Source organism: Halopiger aswanensis (genome assembly GCF_003610195.1).
Lineage (GTDB): Archaea > Halobacteriota > Halobacteria > Halobacteriales > Natrialbaceae > Halopiger > Halopiger aswanensis.
The window spans coordinates 1,225,989-1,242,579 of record NZ_RAPO01000001.1 but is presented as its reverse complement, the minus strand read 5'-3'; the positions used below and the strand labels follow the sequence as shown (position 1 = coordinate 1,242,579).

Sequence of the window (16,591 nt, the reverse complement as noted above, 5' to 3'; positions counted from 1 at the left end):
TCCATCACACGAATAAACGTATAAATGCTATATCAAAACCGTGAACTGACGGAATCGCTGCCGCGTGATTCAGTCGGTGAGAACGCCTGCTGTCAGGGCTCACGCTCCCGCTGTCGATGATCCAGACAAATCAGTCCCGCCCGCGCCTGAATCGCGACGAGTTTCCAGATCGGAATCGTCTCGTAATCGAGTTCGGTCCGAATCTCCCCGAGTCGGTCGTGAAAGACGTCCTCGAGCGTCCGCTTCGCGTCTAGCAACGTGTCGCGGACCTCGCCGTCGGCACTCATTGCGGCACGGTCGATCGAGCGGAGCAACATTCCGAGGTACGTCAGCAGGTGGTACTGGCGGATGAATCGCTCGTCGACGTACTGGGCGACGGTCCCGGGTTCGTCGGTCTCCGACACCGAGGTCGCCCAGTCGAGTTTCCCCTCGAGTTCGTCCTCGAAGTAGCCGAAGACGCCAGCCGCTTCGTGGGCCATCGGCGTGTCCGGCAGGTACTCGGCAACGGCGTCGAGCGGATCCGCGATTTCCTCGAGGAACGATCGGCGGTGCTGGACGCCCTCGCGGATGACGGCCTCGCGGGAGCGCTCGAGTCGAGTTTGATCGCCGATTCGCGGGGCGGAGAAGTACGGGAGTTCGACCGCGAACTCGACCACGTCGTCCTCGAAGCGGCTCGCGTAATCGTAGGCGTTGCCGCCGAGTAGCGGTTCGTCGGAACCCTCTCCGTCATCGTCGTCCGTCTCGGCGGCGTCGAACCGATCCGCGAACGTCGGGAGCCGGCGGACGGCGTCGTCGAACGCCTCGTCGATGAACCGCTCCGGCTCGCCGCGGTTGAGCGATACGCCGTATTCTGCCGGAAGCGACCGCAGCGCGTCGTGTAGCGGCTCGAGCGGTTCGGTGACGACGTAGTAGCAGCCGCCGAACGCGGTGTTGTGGAAGCTGTAGACGAACTCGGGGCGACGGGCCCCGATCAGGTCGGCCAGCGCTCGCGTCGCCGGAATTGGGTCGTCGAACGAGTAACCCTCGCGGTCGACCGGAAACGTGGCTTCGACCTGACGTTCCGGCGGCGGCCGGTAGAAGTTTTGCGCGTAATTCGCGAGCGTAAACGGGCCGTCGAACCAGCCCTCGTTCCGCCGGACGCCGTCCGGGTCCGCGACCGGGACGCAGACGAACTCGTAGTCGAGGGACGCGCGGAGGTCGTCGTTCGTCGCGAGTTCGTGGAGGAGGAAATCGATGGTCATCGACCCGATCGGTTCGTTCGGATGGGGCGCGCCGAGCAGGAGTGCGGTCCGACTGCCTTCGCCGACGGTCACTGCCCAGATCGGGTTCCCGTCGGCGCTTTCGCCAAGTCCTTCGTACGTTACGTGCTCGTGTACGTCGGCGAGTTCCCGATCGCGCTCGCGGTGCTTGCGGACCGAGAAAAACGACTCGTAGCGGGGAATCGACTCGTCGAGCCACTCGAACGTCCGCGCGGGCGGCGCTGACGGATCGCTCATATGTAGTTACATTGACTCCATTACACGTAGTTGTGGGTATCATTACACGAACCAGCGCGCTATCTGATCCGTCGCAATCGCTATCTTCTCGCGGTTCCGCCTCGAGACCGACCGCTCGGCGGCACGTTTACCACGGCGGCCCGCAATACTTGCCTCATGTCGCTTTCACCGGAACAGGAACTCGTCAGGGACAGCGTCCGGGAGTTCGTCGAGCGAGAGGTACGACCCGTCGCGGCGGAAGCAGATGCGAACGGGGAGTTTCCCGAGGACGTCTGGGACGGCCTCGCGGAACTCGATCTCACCGGGCTCACCGTTCCCGAGGCGTACGGCGGGTTCGACGCCGACCCGCTCACGGCCAGCGTCGTCTACGAGGAACTCGCCTACGGCCACCTCTCGCTGGCGACGGCGCTGTCGGTTCACTCGCTCGCGACCGCCTGCATCCGCGAGTTCGGTTCCGAATCCCACACGGACGAATGGCTCCCCGAAATGGTCGACGGGCGACCGGTCGGCGCGTTCGCGCTGTCGGAACCCGACGCGGGATCGAACCCCGCCGAGATGAGTACGACGGCGCGGCTCGACGAAGAGTCGGAGGAGTACGTGCTCAACGGGACGAAACAGTGGATTACGAACGGCGAGCGCTCCGGCGTCGTGATCTTGTTTGCGAAGGTAGCGGACGAGTCCAACGGTGACTCGGATGCCGACACCATCACCCAGTTTCTCGTGCCCAAGGACGCGGCGGGCCTCGAGGTCGGCAAGAAGGAGGACAAACTCGGCCTGCGGGCCAGCGACACGACGACGCTGGTGTTCGACGACGTTCGGATTCCAGCGGAGAACCGCCTGACGGAGGTCGGGAAGGGGCTGAAGGCCGCCTTCTCGATCCTGACCGGCGGCCGGATCGCGATCGCGAGCCAGGCAGTCGGGCTCGCGCAGGCGGCGCTGGACGACGCCCTCGAGTACGCGACCGAGCGCGAGCAGTTCGGCAATCCGATCGCCGACCACCAGGCGATCGCGCACAAACTCGCGGAGATGCAGACGCAGGTGCAGGCGGCCCGACTCCTCGCTCGCGACGCGGCGCGGAAGAACGACGGCGACGTCGATCCGATGGCCGCCAGCACGGCCAAGTACTTCGCCAGCGAGGCGGCGGTCGACGTGGCCAACGAGGCCGTCCAGATCCACGGCGGCTACGGCTACACGACCGATTTCGACGTCGAGCGCTACTACCGCGACGCCAAGGTGACGACGATCTACGAAGGGACCAGCGAGATACAGAAGGAGATCATCGCCCGGCATCTGCGGAAGTGAGCGGGGACAGCGAGCGCGGAGCGACCCCGGCCCCACGAGTGCACCGTCTCGCCCGTTCCTGCGCGATTCAGTTCACTCGTGTCGTGGTGTGTGGTACCAATACTTTAGGCGAATCCCGTCGATAGTGGCGCTATGTTCGATCAGGACGACCTCGAGGACATCCGCGAGGAGCGCGAGCGGTGGGAGGCGGAGACGCTCGAGCCGACCCTCGAGCGCCACGGTGAACGGCAGGATCGGTTCGCGACGGTGTCGAACCACGAGGTCGAGCGGCTCTACACGCCCGAGGACATCGCGGACTTGGACTACGAGGCGGAGCTCGGCTTTCCGGGTGAGCCGCCGTATACGCGCGGCCCGTACCCGACGATGTACCGCGGACGGACGTGGACGATGCGGCAGTTCGCCGGCTTCGGCACCGCGGAGGAGACCAACGAGCGGTTCCACTACCTCATCGACGAGGGCCAGACGGGGCTGTCGACGGCCTTCGACATGCCGTCGCTGATGGGGATCGACTCCGACCACCCGATGAGCGAGGGCGAGGTCGGCAAGGAGGGCGTCGCGGTCGACACCCTCCGCGATATGGAGATTCTGTTCGACGGCATCGACGTCGGCGAGGTCTCGACCTCGTTTACCATCAACCCCTCCGCGCCGGTGATCTACGCGATGTACGTCGCGCTGGCCGACCGCCAGGGCGTTCCCCGCGACGAAATCCGGGGAACGCTGCAGAACGACATGCTCAAGGAGTTCATCGCGCAGAAGGAGTGGGTCATCCCGCCCGAACCGTCGCTCGAGGTCGTCACGGACACGATCGAGTTCGCCGTCGCGGAGACGCCGAAGTTCCACCCGATCTCGATCTCGGGGTACCACATTCGGGAGGCCGGCTCGACCGCCGCCCAGGAGGCCGCGTTCACGCTCGCGGACGGCTTCGCGTACGTCGAGGACTGTCTGGATCGCGGGCTCGAGGTCGACGACTTCGCGCCCTTGCTCTCCTTTTTCTTCAACTCGCACAACTCGATCTTCGAGGAGGTCGCGAAGTTCCGCGCGGCGCGGCGGGTGTACGCCCGCATCATGGAGGAACAGTACGGCGCCGAGCAGGCCGAATCGAAGCGGATGAAGTTCCACACCCAGACCGCGGGCCAGTCGCTGACCGCCCAGCAGCCGCTGAACAACATCGTCCGCGTCACGATCCAGGCGCTCGCGGGAGTCTTCGGCGGCACGCAGTCGCTGCACACCAACAGCTTCGACGAGGCGCTGGCCCTGCCCAGCGAGGAAGCGGTCCGGGTCGCCCTGCGCACCCAGCAGATCATCGCCGAGGAGTCCGGCGCGGCCGATATCGTCGATCCGATGGGCGGTAGTTTCGCGATCGAGAAACTGACCAACGAGATGGAGGAGGAGATCATGACGTACCTCGCGGAGATCGAAGAACTGGGCGACGGTTCGCTCCGCGACGGCGTCCTCGAGGGCATTTCGGGCGGCTACTTCCAGCGCGAGATCCAGGACGCGAGCTACGAGTACCAGCAGCGCGTCGAGCGCGGCGAGGAGGTCGTCGTCGGCGTCAACAAGTATACGATCGAGGAGGACACCTCGCCCGAAATTCTCCAGATCGACGAAACGACCAGAGACCGGCAACTCGAGCGCCTCGAGTCGGTCAAGGCGGAGCGAGACGAGGAGGCGGTCGACGCGGCGCTGTCGGCGCTGGCGGACGCGATCGCGGGGGAGAAGACCGAGAACGTCATGCCGTACATCGTCGACGCCGTGAAGGCGTACGCGACGATGGGCGAGATCATGCAGGTGTTCGAGGACCGCTACGGCGCGTACCGGGAGGAGGTGACGCCGGCGTAGTGGCCGAGGCTCCGATCGCCGGCCCGGACGAGCGTTACTCCGTTTCGTGGACCACCACCACGGTCATGGGCGCTCGCCGCACGACTTTCTCGGCGACGCTCCCGAACAGTAGTCGGCTGGCCCCCTGTCGCCCGTGGCTGCCCATGACGATCTGGTCGAAGTCGTTGTCGATCGCGTAGTCGACGAGCTCCTGCGCGGGTTCGCCTTTCACTATCACCGTCTCGAGGGAGCGATCGGCCCCTGCCGTCATCTCGTCGGCCTCATCGAGGAGGTCCCGGGCCTGCGCCTCCGCCCGTTCGCGGCCCGGGAAGTCCTCCTCCGACTCGACGAACAGCGTCCAGTACCCCTCCGGGAGCCGGATAACGTGGACTGCGGTGATCTCCGCCTCGGGGTACTCCTCGAGCGCGTACCGGAGCGCCGCCTTGGCCTGGGGCGAGCCGTCGTACGCGACCATCGTCTTTCGAGACATGTGTACACATACCACTGCTATCGGCTTAACATAATCTTCTCCGCAGGTGGTACTCCCGTCGGTGGAGACAGTCTTCCGGCCGTGTGCGACCGTTACGCGCTCGAGTAGCCGGCACGACTACTAAGGACCTGCTCGTGATACGACCGCCGGCAATGACTACAACCCCGCCCGATCGAGAACCGGAGGGCGCCGTCGACGTCGACGGCCCCGCGGACGCGCAGGCGATCGTCTTCGTCCACGGCGCCGCCATGACGCGAAAGATGTGGCTGCCGCAGGGACGCGACCTCGCCGGCGAGTTCCGCGTCGTCGCGCCCGATCTGCCGGGCCACGGCTCGCGCGCCCGCGAACAGTTCCGGATGGACCCCGCGATAGACCAGCTTCACGACACCATCCGAACCCACACCGACGGGACGGCGATTCTCGTCGGCCTCTCGCTTGGCGGCTACGTCGTGACGGAGTACGCCCACCGTTACCCGTCGAACGTCGACGGCTTGGTACTCTCGGGCGCCAGCGTGAACCCGGTTCGCGGCATGGGAATCATGACGCGGGCAACCGGCGGCCTCACGCGGCTCCTGACGAAGCCGGATGTCGGCAAACGCGCCGGCGAGGAGTTCGCGACGCGGTGGGTTCGCCAGCGCGACCTCCCGCCGGATATCGAGCGCGAGATCATCGAGGCCGGCTTCTACCCGAAGCAGTTCGGCGATGCGGGCCCCGATATCGCGGGGCAGGATTTCCGCTCGAAACTGTCGACCTACCCCGGCCCGACGCTGATCCTCAACGGCGAGAACGACAAGCTCATGCGCCGCGGCGAACAGGATCACGCCGCGGCGGCCCAGGACGGGCGGATCGAAGTCCTCGCGGACGCCGGTCACATCTGTAACCTCCACCGGCCGCGAACCTACACCGAGCGGGTGCGAAACTTCGTCCAGCAGCGGGTGCCGACCGAGCCGTAGCACCTCGTGGCCGCCCGCTGTCTGCCGTTCCGGCCGCCGCGTTACCGCAACGACAATCTTTTTCGTCCTCTCGTGGGCGATTACGAACGATATGGACCTGCAGATCGACGGCAACGCGGCGCTGGTAACGGCATCCTCGAGCGGGCTGGGGAAAGCGTCTGCGACGGCGCTGGCCCGCGAGGGCGTAAACGTCGTCATCAACGGCCGCGACGAGGACCGACTCGCCGAGGCGAAGGCCGACATCGAGGCGGTCGCGACCGGCGAGGTCGTCGCCCAGACGGGCGATCTCACCGACGAGGACGACATCGAGCAGTTGGTCGAGACGACCGTCGACGAGTTCGGCGGCCTCGATCACCTCGTCACGAGCGCCGGCGGCCCGCCCTCTGGCCCCTTCCTCGAGACCGACGACGAGGACTGGTACGAGGCCTACGAACTGCTCGTGATGAGCGTCGTCCGACTCGCTCGCGAGGCCGAACCGCACCTGCAGGAGGGCGAGGGCGGCACGATCGTCAACATCACCTCCCGGAGCGTCAAGGAAGCCATCGACAGTCTCGTGCTCTCGAACTCCGTCCGGATGAGCGTCATCGGCCTCGAGAAGACGCTCTCGCAGGAGTTCGCGCCGGACGTGCGCGCGAACGCGGTGCTGCCGGGCCCCCACGAGACTTCGCGCATCGAGGACCTCGTCGAGCAGGCCGTCGAGCGCGGCGAGTACGACTCCTACGAGGAGGGCCTCGAGAACTGGGCCGACAACCCGCTCGAGCGCGTCGGCGACCCGATGGAACTCGGCAATACGGTGGCGTTCCTCTCCTCGCCCCAGTCCGGCTTCATCAACGGGCAGAGTATCGTCATCGACGGCGGGACGACCGGTTCGAACCTATAATGGAGCCCGTCGAGTTCGACGACGCCGAGACCTACGAGCCCGACGCGGACTGGCGGCGCGCCGCACTGGCCGGCAGCGACCGCTTCTCCTTCGAGTGGTTCGAGAAGCCGCCGGGCCACAGCTCCCCGATGCACGACCACGAGAACGAGCAGGTCTGTCTCTGCCTCGAGGGCGAGTTGACGGTCGTCACCGAAGACGACGAGGTCACGCTCGAGCAGTACGACTCCGTCTGGCTCGACGCCTGGGAGTCCCACCGGGTCGAAAACACCGGCGACGAGCGCGCGGTCGGGCTGGACGTGTTCGCGCCGGGTCGCTCGTTCGACTTCTGGACGGACCGCGAGGACGGAGACGGGACCGACGAGGACGACGCCGCCGACGAGAACGCATGAAGCACCTCGCGCGCACCCTCGAGGGCCGGCCGCTGCTGGGCGACGACGAGGGATTCGTCCCGCTGTCGGCCGCCGCGCCGGAACTCGAGACCGTTCGCGACGCCCTGCCGCGGGCCGCGGCGGGAACGTTACCCGACGTCGACGACGCACCCGCCGACAGGACCGCCGCCGCGGGGCTGCAGTTCGGCCCGCCGCTCGAGCGCGAGCGGTTCGGAAAGCTGTGGGGAATCGGCCTCAACTACGCCGAACACGCCGGCGACCTGGACGAGCAACGGCCCGACGAGCCGGCGAGTTTCATGAAGCCCTCGAGTGCGCTGGTCGGACCGGGCGGGCCGATCCGGCTCCCGCCGACCGAACGGAGCGAGCGGGTGACGGCCGAAGCCGAACTCGCGGTCCTCGTGGGCCGGGAGTGCCGGAACGTCGACGCCGACGCCGTCGACGACGTGATCGCCGGCTACCTCCCCGTCATCGACATGACCGCGGAGGACGTGCTGCAGCGGAACCCGCGATTCCTGACGCGAGCCAAGAGCTTCGACTCGTTCCTCGTCGTCGGGCCGACGATCGCCGTTCCCGAGCCCGGCGACGGACTCGCGCTCGAGGATCTGACCGTTCGGACGATCGTCGACGGCGAGGTGGCCGCCGAAAACGAGATCCGGAACATGCTGTTCCCGCCCCGCGAGCTCGTCGCGTTCCACTCGGACGTGATGACCCTCGAGCCGGGCGATCTGTTCAGTACCGGGACGCCCGGCGCGGCGCCGATCGAACCGGGCGACCGGGTTCGCGCGGACGTCGAGGGGATCAGGTCGGTCGAGGCGCCGGTCGTGCGCTAACGTCCGGGTCCGCGGACCGAGCGAACCGCCGGTCCGGACGCCCGTAGGACCGAACGACCGCTCGCCGACGACCGAACACTGTTTTAGGCTCCCGCAGCGACGCTCACCGTAATGGATCGACGGGTCCGCTGCTACGACTGCGGGAAGACGTACCGCCTCGAGGAGCGCCAGCGCTGTTCCTGCGGCGAACCGCTCTGGTTCGACACCGACGCCGACGCGGCGACCTTCGAGTGGCCGGACGACGACTGGACCGCCGGAATGTGGCGTTATGCTGACGTGCTCCCCGTCTCCGCCACCGCCACGGAGCCGATGGGTCCCGTTCCCGGCGCGACGCCGCTCGTCCGCGCCGCGGATCTGGACGAGTACGCCGGCTGTTCCCTCCACCTGAAGCCGGAAGGGCAGAATCCGACGGGGAGCTTCAAGGATCGCGGCACCGCGGTCGGCGTCGCGTACGGCCGTCGGGACGGTCACGACTGGATCGGCACCGTCTCCCACGGCAACATGGCGCTGAGCACGAGCGCCTACGCCGCCGCTGCCGGCCTCGAGGCGGCGGTCTTCGTGCCGGCGGACACCCCGACGGAACGGCTCGAGTTGATCGCCCGCCACGGTGCGCGGATCTTCCGCGTCGAGGGCGATTACGGCCGGCTGTACGCCGAGACGCTCGCGCTCGAGACCGACGGTGGACGTTTCGTCAACTCGGATACGCCGCTGCGGGTCGCCGGCCAGAAGACGGTCGCGTACGAGATCCTCGAGCAGTTCCGACCGAGCGCGCCGGACGCGATCGTCCTCCCGGTCAGCAGCGGCGGCCAGGCCAGCGGCGTCTGGAAGGCGCTCCGGGAACTCGAGACGGCGGGCCTGCTCGATTCCGAGGACGTGCCGCGGCTCTACCCGGTCCAGGCGGCCCCGTGCGATCCCATCGCGACGGCCTATCGCGAGGATCGAGCGACCGTCTCGGCGATCGAACCGGGGGAGACGATCGCCGTCTCGATCGCGAACGCCGATCCGCCCAGCGGCACCCGCGCGCTAACTGCCGCCCGCGAAACGGGCGGTGCGGTCGTCTCCGTCTCCGACGAGGCGACCCGCGAGGCGATGGATCGGCTGGCGACGACGGCTGGACTCTCCGTCGAACCCTCGAGCGCCGTTGCACTGGCCGGGGTCCGCGAACTCTCTCGGCGGGGCGAACTCGACGCGGACGACGAGGTCGTCACGATCCTCACCGGCTCGGGGTACAAGGAACGGTACGACGTCGACGTCGAGTCCCGAACACGGACGATCGATCTCGAGGCGGTCGAACGGGAACTCGCCGCCGTCGTCGGTTCGTAAACCGCTACGGGTCGCTCGCGTTCGCGCCCAAATCGTGGTCGTGCGCCTCGAGTGCTAGCGTCTCCGAATCGAGCGTGTAGTACCGCTCCCAGGCCGGCGCGAGGCTCACGACGCGGGTCCCAGCGATCTCGGCTTCGTGATGTTCGTGGTGGTGACCGACCAGACACAACTCCGGATCGATCGCCTCGAGAAGTTCGTCGACGCGCTCGCAGCCCGGATCGTACCCGTACGAGAGGAGCCCGGTCGGCGCCTCGTGGGTGAGGAAGACGTCGATATCCTCGAGTTCGCGCGCTTGCGCGACGTCCTCGTGCGTAAAGTGGCGACGGCGATCGCCCGTGAGCGCCGAGCGCGGCTGGTCGTACTTCGTCGGCGCGTAGTTGCCGGAGAGGCCGGCCACCCGCAACCCGTCGACCGTCGCGACCGTGCTCGCGAGCAGGTGGACGTCGGGCTCGCCGAACGGGCGCTCGTTCGCACGCATCGACTCGATAACGTCGAAGTCCTCGTTGTTGCCGGCGATGAACCACGTCGGCGCCGGCAGGTCGTAGTACTCGAGGTCGCCGACCTGAAGGACGCGATCGGGGTCGATCGTCCGGTAGAGTGCGAGGAGGGTCTCGCGCCGGGCGGGATCGGCGGCGTGGGCGTCGCCGAGGACGAGCATGGCGGCGGTACGGTTCCGACGCGGATAGCGTCGTTGCTCGACGAGCGGTACGAAGCGGTGCGCTCGAGCGGCACGCTATTTGTCGATCGCAAACGGTGCTGAATCGACTGCACGCTGGCGCGGGAGCCGCGCGGAGAGCGCAGTCACCTCCCCGTTGCCCCGTCGTAGCTCGGGCTAGCCCGGAGCGGTCCGCCGCAGTCCGGACAGCGCGCCCGGTACGAGACGGGATGCACCTCGGATTCGCACTCTTCGCACTCGTAGTGATTTTCGTATCGCTTCATTCTCCGTCTCCCAGTGCACGGAGTACAGGATTCACCGATAAAAATGTGGGGTGTGATATCGTCCGACACATCCGGCGTCCAACTTCCGGCGTCGAGTGGCATCCATCAAATCGATCCCTCGAGAAGAGCGGTCTGAACCGCGAATGTGGCGTTACGCCCGCTGCGTCGCCGATCCGATCTCGAAGATTTCCGTATAGAGGCCGTCTGCGAGTCGGTCCAGGTTCTCCTCCGCGTCGGACGCGTCCATCGTGTCGTCCATGCCCTGCCACTCGATCGTCAGCTTCGTGATCGGTGCCAGCGCGACGCCGCCGACGACGACGTCGCCGCGGGCGGTGTGGACGGTCCACTCGGTCCGCATCCCGTCGGACGAGCGCGTCACCGACTCGATCTCGCCGCCGGCCTCGACCCACCGCTCGACGAGTCCGTCGGTGATCCGGCGCAGTTGCCGTTCGCCTAACAGGTGAACGCCGATGCCGCCGGCTGCGAGAACGACGAAGGCGACGATCGCGAACGACACGCCGCCGTACGGGATGTTTACGGACGCTGCGAGCCCGGCCGTCGCAACGACCAGCCCGAGCACCCGGACGTCCACAGCGGTCGGCACCGAGCCGCTCCACTCGCCGCGCTGCGACGATTTCTCGAGTTGCATATCGGCTCTCCGTCCGACCGGCCGATAGCCATTCTCCTGCGTCACTGTTCGCTTTAAGTGAACGGAAGCGGGCAGCCCCGAAGTGGCCGTTCTGGTCCCTCCACGGGACCAATTCAGTCGGCTGTCACGAACGCGAGTGTGTCATCAATTTTATTTGGTAAGGTATTTCTTCTCAAGGTATGGTTCGCACTGCCGTTCAGTTGTACTCGCTGCGCGATATCGACGCACCGCTGCCGGAGGTCCTCGATCTGGTCGGCGAGACGTCCTTCGACGGGGTCGAGTTCGCCACCCGCATCCGGGACGACGAGACCGACCTCGAGGCAGTGATCGACGCCCTCGAGCGGAACGATCTCGCGGTCGCCGCGGCCCACGTCGGACTCGACGACCTCGAGAACGACTACGAGGCGGTGACGGAACTGTACGACCGTCTCGGCTGCCGGACGCTCGTCGTCCCGTGGCTCGAGCCCGAGCAGTTCGCGTCCGAGGCGTCGATCGCCGACGCGGCCGAGCGCCTCGCGGCCGTCGCGGACGACCTCGCCGCCGACGGGTTCGACCTGCAGTATCACAACCACGATCAGGAGTTCGTCTCGCTCGGCACCAAGACGGGCCTGGACGAACTGCTCGGGCGGGCCGAAAACGTCGGCTTCGAGATCGACCTCGGCTGGGCGCGAGCGGGCGGCGCCGACCCCGTCACGGTCGTCGATCGGTACGCCGACCGGATCTCCCACGCCCACTTCGCCGACGCCGACGGCGAGACGATGACCTGCGTCGAACTCGGCGAGGGCGACCTCGACCTCGAGCGCACCCTCGAGGCGGTCCGCCGCGCCGACGTCGAGTGGTACATCTACGAGCACGACAACCCCGAGAACCCCCGCGAATCGATGGCTCACGGCGCCGAGATGCTCGAGTCGTTCCGATAGCGTTCCGAAGCGGTTCCAGATTTGCTCCGTGACCCGAGGGCTGGTACTCTCCGAAGTCGATAGTCCGCTGTCGGCGGTCAACTGCGCGCTCGAGTCGGAACCGACAGCGGCAGGCTCATAAAGAACGGACGGATGAAGTCGGGACCCTATCCGCCGCGAGCCCCTCCGATCACATCCTACGACTGTATGTCTCGAGACTACGTTGACGAGCTGCGGTGGGGCTGGCAGTGTCCCCGGTGTGACGCGGACGCGACGGTAACGAAGGACCCCCGCACGGAGACGTTCCTGTGGGCGTGCCCCGAGGAGTCGTGTCCGGCCGTCGGATTCGGCTTCACGTCTCGCCGAAAGGCGCGAATCGCGCTCCGAGAGTACCGCGAACGGTATAACGACATCTACCGCTAAAATCAGGTCGCGCTCGCCGGGACGGGCCGCGCGCCGTCGTTTTCGATCCCAGATGCCGGTGACGGCGAGTCGATCGCCTCGAGCGACGACGGTGAGTCAATCGCCTCGAGTGATGACGGTGAGCCGATCGCGGCCGGTGTGGCGGATTCAGCGTCGGTCACCGACTCGTTCGACCCGTTCGTCTCCTCGACGACGTAGCGCTGGCCGAGCATCGGATCGAGCAGTCCGTTGACGCTGCCGCGGTCGTCGCGCAGTATCGGCGCGTCGTCGGTTTCGGGTTCGTCCATCCGGTTGTGGATCGCATCCTCGAGATCGACGCCGAGGTCGCGCTCGGCGTTGCGCTGCTGGAGTTCTCCGGTCGAAAGCTCGGTGGCGTTCTTCGTGGCGACGACCTCGATGTTCTGGATCGATTCGCGCTCCGAGGTTCGGAAGCTGTAGACCTCGGGGAAGACCCGCTCCATCGTCCGGTACTGAGCGCGGTAGAACGCGCCGGCGGAGCCGCTGGGTGCCGAGATGACGTTCGCGTACAGCATGCCGTCGTCGGTCAGCCGCTCCGATGCCAGGGTCATGAACTCTTCAGTCGTCAGGTGGAACGGGACCTGATCCTTCTGGTAGGCGTCGAGGACGATCAGATCGTAGGTCTCGTCGGTCCGCTCGAGGTACTGGCGGCCGTCGCCCGTGTGGACCGTCAGGTTCTCGCTCTCCTCGAGGCCGAAGTACTCCTTCGCGGCGTCCGTGACCGTCGGATCGATCTCGACGACGTCGACAGTCACGTCGTAGCGCTCCTCGAAGTCCTGTGGCCCCGTGTATCCGCCGCCGCCGATGAACAGCACGCGATCGATCTCGTCGGGGTCGTCGGCCATGAGCATCGGGAGGTGGAAGTACTTCGTGTAGGTGAAGACGTGCCGGTCGGGATCCTCGAGGTCCATCGCACTGTGGCGGGCGTCGTCCAAGTACATCGTCCGCACGTCGCCGTCGTCGACGACCTCGAGTTGCTGCTGGTAGGAGGTGGTGGTCTCGTAGACGACGTCGCCGCGGTAGTCGAGTGCGACGGGGCCGCCGCCGGCGGCGACGACGAGCAGGGCCGCGACGACGACCGACGCGGCCGTCGGCTTCCGCGGGAGCGACGGTGCCTCGATGGCCAGCGCGGTCGCGACGAGCATGAACCCGAACAGGAGCGCGATCTGGCCGATCGACAGCAGCGGGATCAGCAGGAACGTCGTCGCGCCGGAGCCGACGATGCTGCCGATGGTTCCGAGCGCGTAGACGTGGCCCGACGCTTCGCCGGTGCTTTCTTTCGCCGAGAGTTCGGCCGCGTAAGGGCTGATAAAGCCCAGCAGGTAGGTCGGCGGGCCGAAGAGGACGACCACCGAGGGTAAGGCGGCGTACCGCGCCGGGAGCGCGAGCGTCGACGTCTGGACGACCAACAGTTCGTTCGCGTAGATCACGACGCCCATGTAGACCGCCGTCGCGAGCATGATCCAGGTCATCTCCCGCGTCGTCGCGCTCGCGGCGCGCTTGCCACCCTGCCAGTAGCCGAGGCTCAGCGCGGCGAGACAGACCGTGAGGATGCCGCCGACGGTGTAGATGTGGCTGCCGTACTGCGGGGCGACGATCGGGAGCGCGAGAATCTCGATACCCATGCTCGTGACCCCCGAGACGAACACGGCGAGGCCGGGTTTCGTGGGGCGGTACGAGGCGATGGTCCGTCCATCAACGTCCATCACCCCATGGGACGGGGTCCGCGGGTGAGTACTTGTCGCCTCGGCGTACAGTCCTCGCTCGAGACGCGGCGACCGCGATAGCGTAGGTGCTAGGTGCTCGAGCGAACGGTCGCGAAGCGCCGGGAAATGGCGGATTCAGGACTGAACGACGGTATAGGTGAGCACGAAGAGACAGACGGCGACGACCGCCAGCGTCGTGAGGGTAAACTCGCGGGCGCCGATGAAATCCAATCCCCAGAGAACCAGCGCGGCAAAGGCCGTCGAGAGGACGGCGTTGAGGGCAGTCAGCAGCCGCGGATCGCCCTGTGACGACTCGAGTCCTTCCTGGAGTCCGTCCCGTTCCCCGTCGGATGCCATGCGTGGAAACGCGGCCGTTCGCCACTTAGCCGTTTCCCCTCGCCGGTTTCTTCGGTCCCGTTGTCGACTCCCGCGATCGTCGAAGCCGGTGTCCGGCACCGCTGTCACGCCACCGAGGTTTATGGCACGTAGCCCGAACGTGGCCGTATGCGGGAGGTCACCGCGTCGCGCGTCGTCGACGCTTCGCCAGCAGAGCTGTCGGCGCGGCTCGATCCGCCGACGATCGTCGAGGCAGAGGGGAGTTTCACCGTCGAGTCCGTCCACGAGCGCGACGGCGCGACGGTCGTCGTCGCCGGCGGTCCCGGACTGCAGGTCCCGCTCCGATTCGAAGACCGCGAGAGCGAACTCTACTACACGCAGGAGGGCGACGGCGGCCCGTTTTCGCACCTCGAGACGTGGCTCGACCTTGAGCCAGTCGACGGAGGCTCGGGGACGCGCGTCCTGCTGCGCTCGACCGTCTCGCTCGCCGTCTCGCTGCCGTTTACCGACCGGATCGCTGCGTGGAAACGAAGGGGCGAACTCGAGCGCGCCCTCGACCACATCGCCACGGAGTTCGCCTGAGGTACGGCGACCACCGACGCTCGACCGGATCGGTTCGCGGTCCGTCCCGTCGTGAGGGGAGCCGACGGGCCGTTCGCCGTCACGGGACGCGATATCTTTTTATCCGCAGCGTCACGCATGATTGATGATGGAACTCGCCGATCGAATCGCCACGTTCCGTGCGACGCTCGAGGAGTGGCTCCACGGGCTCTACCACGGAATGATCGCCCATCCGGCCACTGAGAAGATCGAACAGGAGGCCGAGGACCTCGAGGACGCGTTCATGCTCGCGTGTTTCCCCGATGCCTTCGGCATCCCGTCGCCGGTATCCTACTACACGGCCGAACTCCTGCCGTACCTCGGCGAGGAGTACGCGGCCTGGGAGCGTCGGATGTGGGATCGGCAGTCGCTGATCGAACGCAAGGGCCACCAGTACCACTTCTGATATGAGCGAGTCTACTACGACAACCCGATCCGAGGACGCGACTGCGGTCGATGATAGTACAGGGACCGAGTTCGTCTTCGTCGGCGGCAAGGGCGGCGTCGGCAAGACAACCGTCTCGAGCGCCTACGCCCTCGAATGCGTCGAGGCGGGACTCGAGACGCTGATCGTGTCGACGGACCCGGCCCACAGCACGGCCGACGTCTTCGAGCAGACGTTCGATGACGACCCGCAGCCGGTCGAGGGGTACGACGGGCTCTCCGCCATGGAGATCGACCCGGATCAGGAGGTCCAAGAGCACCTCACCGATCTCAAGCGCCAGCTAAACGACCAGCTGAGTGCGGGGATGGTCAACGAGGTCGACGCGCAACTCGAGATGGCCCACCAGACCCCCGGCGCGTACGAGGCGGCCCTGTTCGATCGGTTCATCGAGGTGATGCGCAACGCCGACCCCTATGATCGGGTCGTATTCGACACCTCGCCGACCGGGGCGACCCTGCGGCTGCTCGCGTTGCCGGACCTGCTTCAAGGGTGGATCGACCGGCTGATGGATAAACGCGAACACAGCATCGACCTCTACGAGAAGGCCGCGATCGGCAATCAGGCGCCCCGACGCGTGATGGACGGCGACCCGATCCTCGCACGCCTGCAGGCGCGGAAGGAACGGTTCGAGTTCGCCGGCGAGGTGCTGCGCGAGCAGTCGTCGTTCTACCTCGTGTTGAATCCCGACGAACTTTCGATCCGGGAAACCCAGCGCTCGCTCGCCCAACTGCACGACGCCGACCTCCCCGTCGAGGGACTCGTCGTCAACCGACTGACGCCGGAACCCGAGTCCCACGAGGAGGGGCGCGGCGCGACGTACCTCCGCCAGCGCGTCGAAACCGAGCGCGATCGCCTCGAGCGGATCGACCGGGAGTTCGACGTGCCGGTCGTCGCGACGATCGAAACCCGCGTCGAGGAGGTTCGAGGTAGCCTGCTCGAGGAGGTTGCTGCGGAACTTAACGTCTCAGTGAACTGAGTTATACGCGAGTTCCGTTCCCCGTTAGTTCGTATTTCGGCCGGGTAACCGCCTCTTGACCCGGTATTATTCTCGGTCTCATCGGACCTCAATGAATTATATTTATGGTCATCCCGCAC

Annotated in this window: 18 protein-coding genes; 12 read left to right on the top strand and 6 right to left on the bottom strand. The window is 66.6% G+C overall.

Annotated features, from left to right (window positions below):
* Positions 1–92 precede the first annotated feature (92 nt).
* Positions 93–1,496, bottom strand: coding sequence for a M14 family zinc carboxypeptidase (locus tag ATJ93_RS06010; RefSeq protein WP_120243677.1), 1,404 nt, complete (start codon positions 1,494–1,496; stop codon positions 93–95).
* 156 nt (positions 1,497–1,652) lie between these two features.
* Here ATJ93_RS06010 and ATJ93_RS06005 point away from each other — a divergent pair, with 156 nt between their 5' ends.
* The gene (locus ATJ93_RS06005; RefSeq protein ID WP_120243676.1) at positions 1,653–2,798 is read left to right on the top strand and encodes an acyl-CoA dehydrogenase family protein; all 1,146 of its coding nucleotides are present in this window, start codon (positions 1,653–1,655) and stop codon (positions 2,796–2,798) included.
* A 132-nt stretch (positions 2,799–2,930) separates the two neighbouring features.
* Positions 2,931–4,637: an acyl-CoA mutase large subunit family protein gene (locus ATJ93_RS06000; RefSeq protein ID WP_120243675.1), complete on the top strand. Its 1,707-nt coding sequence runs from the start codon at positions 2,931–2,933 to the stop codon at positions 4,635–4,637.
* 34 nt (positions 4,638–4,671) lie between these two features.
* Here ATJ93_RS06000 and ATJ93_RS05995 read toward each other — a convergent pair whose 3' ends face one another.
* Positions 4,672–5,106 carry a universal stress protein gene (locus tag ATJ93_RS05995; RefSeq protein WP_120243674.1) on the bottom strand — a complete coding sequence of 145 codons (435 nt, stop codon included), beginning with the start codon at positions 5,104–5,106 and terminating at the stop codon, positions 4,672–4,674.
* 152 nt (positions 5,107–5,258) lie between these two features.
* Here ATJ93_RS05995 and ATJ93_RS05990 point away from each other — a divergent pair, with 152 nt between their 5' ends.
* The 5 genes from ATJ93_RS05990 (at position 5,259) to thrC (ending at position 9,481) form a co-directional block, all read left to right on the top strand.
* Positions 5,259–6,059, top strand: a complete 801-nt coding sequence (locus ATJ93_RS05990) for an alpha/beta fold hydrolase (protein WP_120243673.1) — start codon at positions 5,259–5,261, stop codon at positions 6,057–6,059.
* Between the two features lie 91 nt (positions 6,060–6,150).
* Positions 6,151–6,939: an SDR family oxidoreductase gene (locus tag ATJ93_RS05985; RefSeq protein WP_120243672.1), complete on the top strand. Its 789-nt coding sequence runs from the start codon at positions 6,151–6,153 to the stop codon at positions 6,937–6,939.
* Positions 6,939–7,328: a cupin domain-containing protein gene (locus tag ATJ93_RS05980; RefSeq protein ID WP_120243671.1), complete on the top strand. Its 390-nt coding sequence runs from the start codon at positions 6,939–6,941 to the stop codon at positions 7,326–7,328. Before ATJ93_RS05985 ends, ATJ93_RS05980 begins: the two co-directional genes overlap by 1 nt.
* Positions 7,325–8,158, top strand: a complete 834-nt coding sequence (locus tag ATJ93_RS05975; protein WP_120243670.1) for a fumarylacetoacetate hydrolase family protein — start codon at positions 7,325–7,327, stop codon at positions 8,156–8,158. The genes ATJ93_RS05980 and ATJ93_RS05975 overlap by 4 nt, the downstream gene beginning before the upstream one ends.
* Positions 8,159–8,269: 111 nt before the next feature.
* Complete coding sequence (thrC, locus tag ATJ93_RS05970) at positions 8,270–9,481, top strand: threonine synthase (protein ID WP_120243669.1); 1,212 nt, start codon at positions 8,270–8,272, stop codon at positions 9,479–9,481.
* Between the two features lie 4 nt (positions 9,482–9,485).
* Here thrC and ATJ93_RS05965 read toward each other — a convergent pair whose 3' ends face one another.
* Both ATJ93_RS05965 and ATJ93_RS05960 read right to left on the bottom strand, forming a co-directional pair.
* Positions 9,486–10,139: a metallophosphoesterase family protein gene (locus tag ATJ93_RS05965; protein WP_120243668.1), complete on the bottom strand. Its 654-nt coding sequence runs from the start codon at positions 10,137–10,139 to the stop codon at positions 9,486–9,488.
* A gap of 432 nt (positions 10,140–10,571) precedes the next feature.
* Positions 10,572–11,069, bottom strand: coding sequence for a hypothetical protein (locus tag ATJ93_RS05960; RefSeq protein WP_120243667.1), 498 nt, complete (start codon positions 11,067–11,069; stop codon positions 10,572–10,574).
* 179 nt (positions 11,070–11,248) lie between these two features.
* Between ATJ93_RS05960 and ATJ93_RS05955 the strand changes: the two genes are divergently transcribed.
* On the top strand, positions 11,249–11,989 hold the full coding sequence (locus tag ATJ93_RS05955; protein ID WP_120243666.1) for a sugar phosphate isomerase/epimerase family protein: 741 nt from the start codon (positions 11,249–11,251) through the stop codon (positions 11,987–11,989).
* A gap of 186 nt (positions 11,990–12,175) precedes the next feature.
* A complete protein-coding gene (locus ATJ93_RS05950; RefSeq protein ID WP_120243665.1) occupies positions 12,176–12,391 on the top strand; it encodes a hypothetical protein in 216 nt (71 codons plus the stop codon).
* A gap of 2 nt (positions 12,392–12,393) precedes the next feature.
* Here the strand turns inward: ATJ93_RS05950 and ATJ93_RS05945 are convergent, their stop codons facing one another.
* Positions 12,394–14,115 (bottom strand): spermidine synthase, encoded by a 1,722-nt coding sequence (locus ATJ93_RS05945; protein ID WP_120243664.1) that lies wholly within the window; start codon positions 14,113–14,115, stop codon positions 12,394–12,396.
* Between the two features lie 135 nt (positions 14,116–14,250).
* On the bottom strand, positions 14,251–14,472 hold the full coding sequence (locus ATJ93_RS05940) for a hypothetical protein (protein WP_120243663.1): 222 nt from the start codon (positions 14,470–14,472) through the stop codon (positions 14,251–14,253).
* Positions 14,473–14,619: 147 nt separating this feature from the next.
* On the opposite strand from ATJ93_RS05940, the gene ATJ93_RS05935 reads away from it, so the two are divergent.
* The 3 genes from ATJ93_RS05935 (at position 14,620) to ATJ93_RS05925 (ending at position 16,472) form a co-directional block, all read left to right on the top strand.
* Positions 14,620–15,033, top strand: a complete 414-nt coding sequence (locus tag ATJ93_RS05935) for an SRPBCC family protein (RefSeq protein ID WP_120243662.1) — start codon at positions 14,620–14,622, stop codon at positions 15,031–15,033.
* A 127-nt stretch (positions 15,034–15,160) separates the two neighbouring features.
* Positions 15,161–15,457, top strand: a complete 297-nt coding sequence (locus ATJ93_RS05930; RefSeq protein ID WP_120243661.1) for a hypothetical protein — start codon at positions 15,161–15,163, stop codon at positions 15,455–15,457.
* A 1-nt stretch (position 15,458) separates the two neighbouring features.
* A complete protein-coding gene (locus ATJ93_RS05925; protein ID WP_120243660.1) occupies positions 15,459–16,472 on the top strand; it encodes an ArsA family ATPase in 1,014 nt (337 codons plus the stop codon).
* The last annotated feature ends 119 nt before the right edge of the window (positions 16,473–16,591 follow it).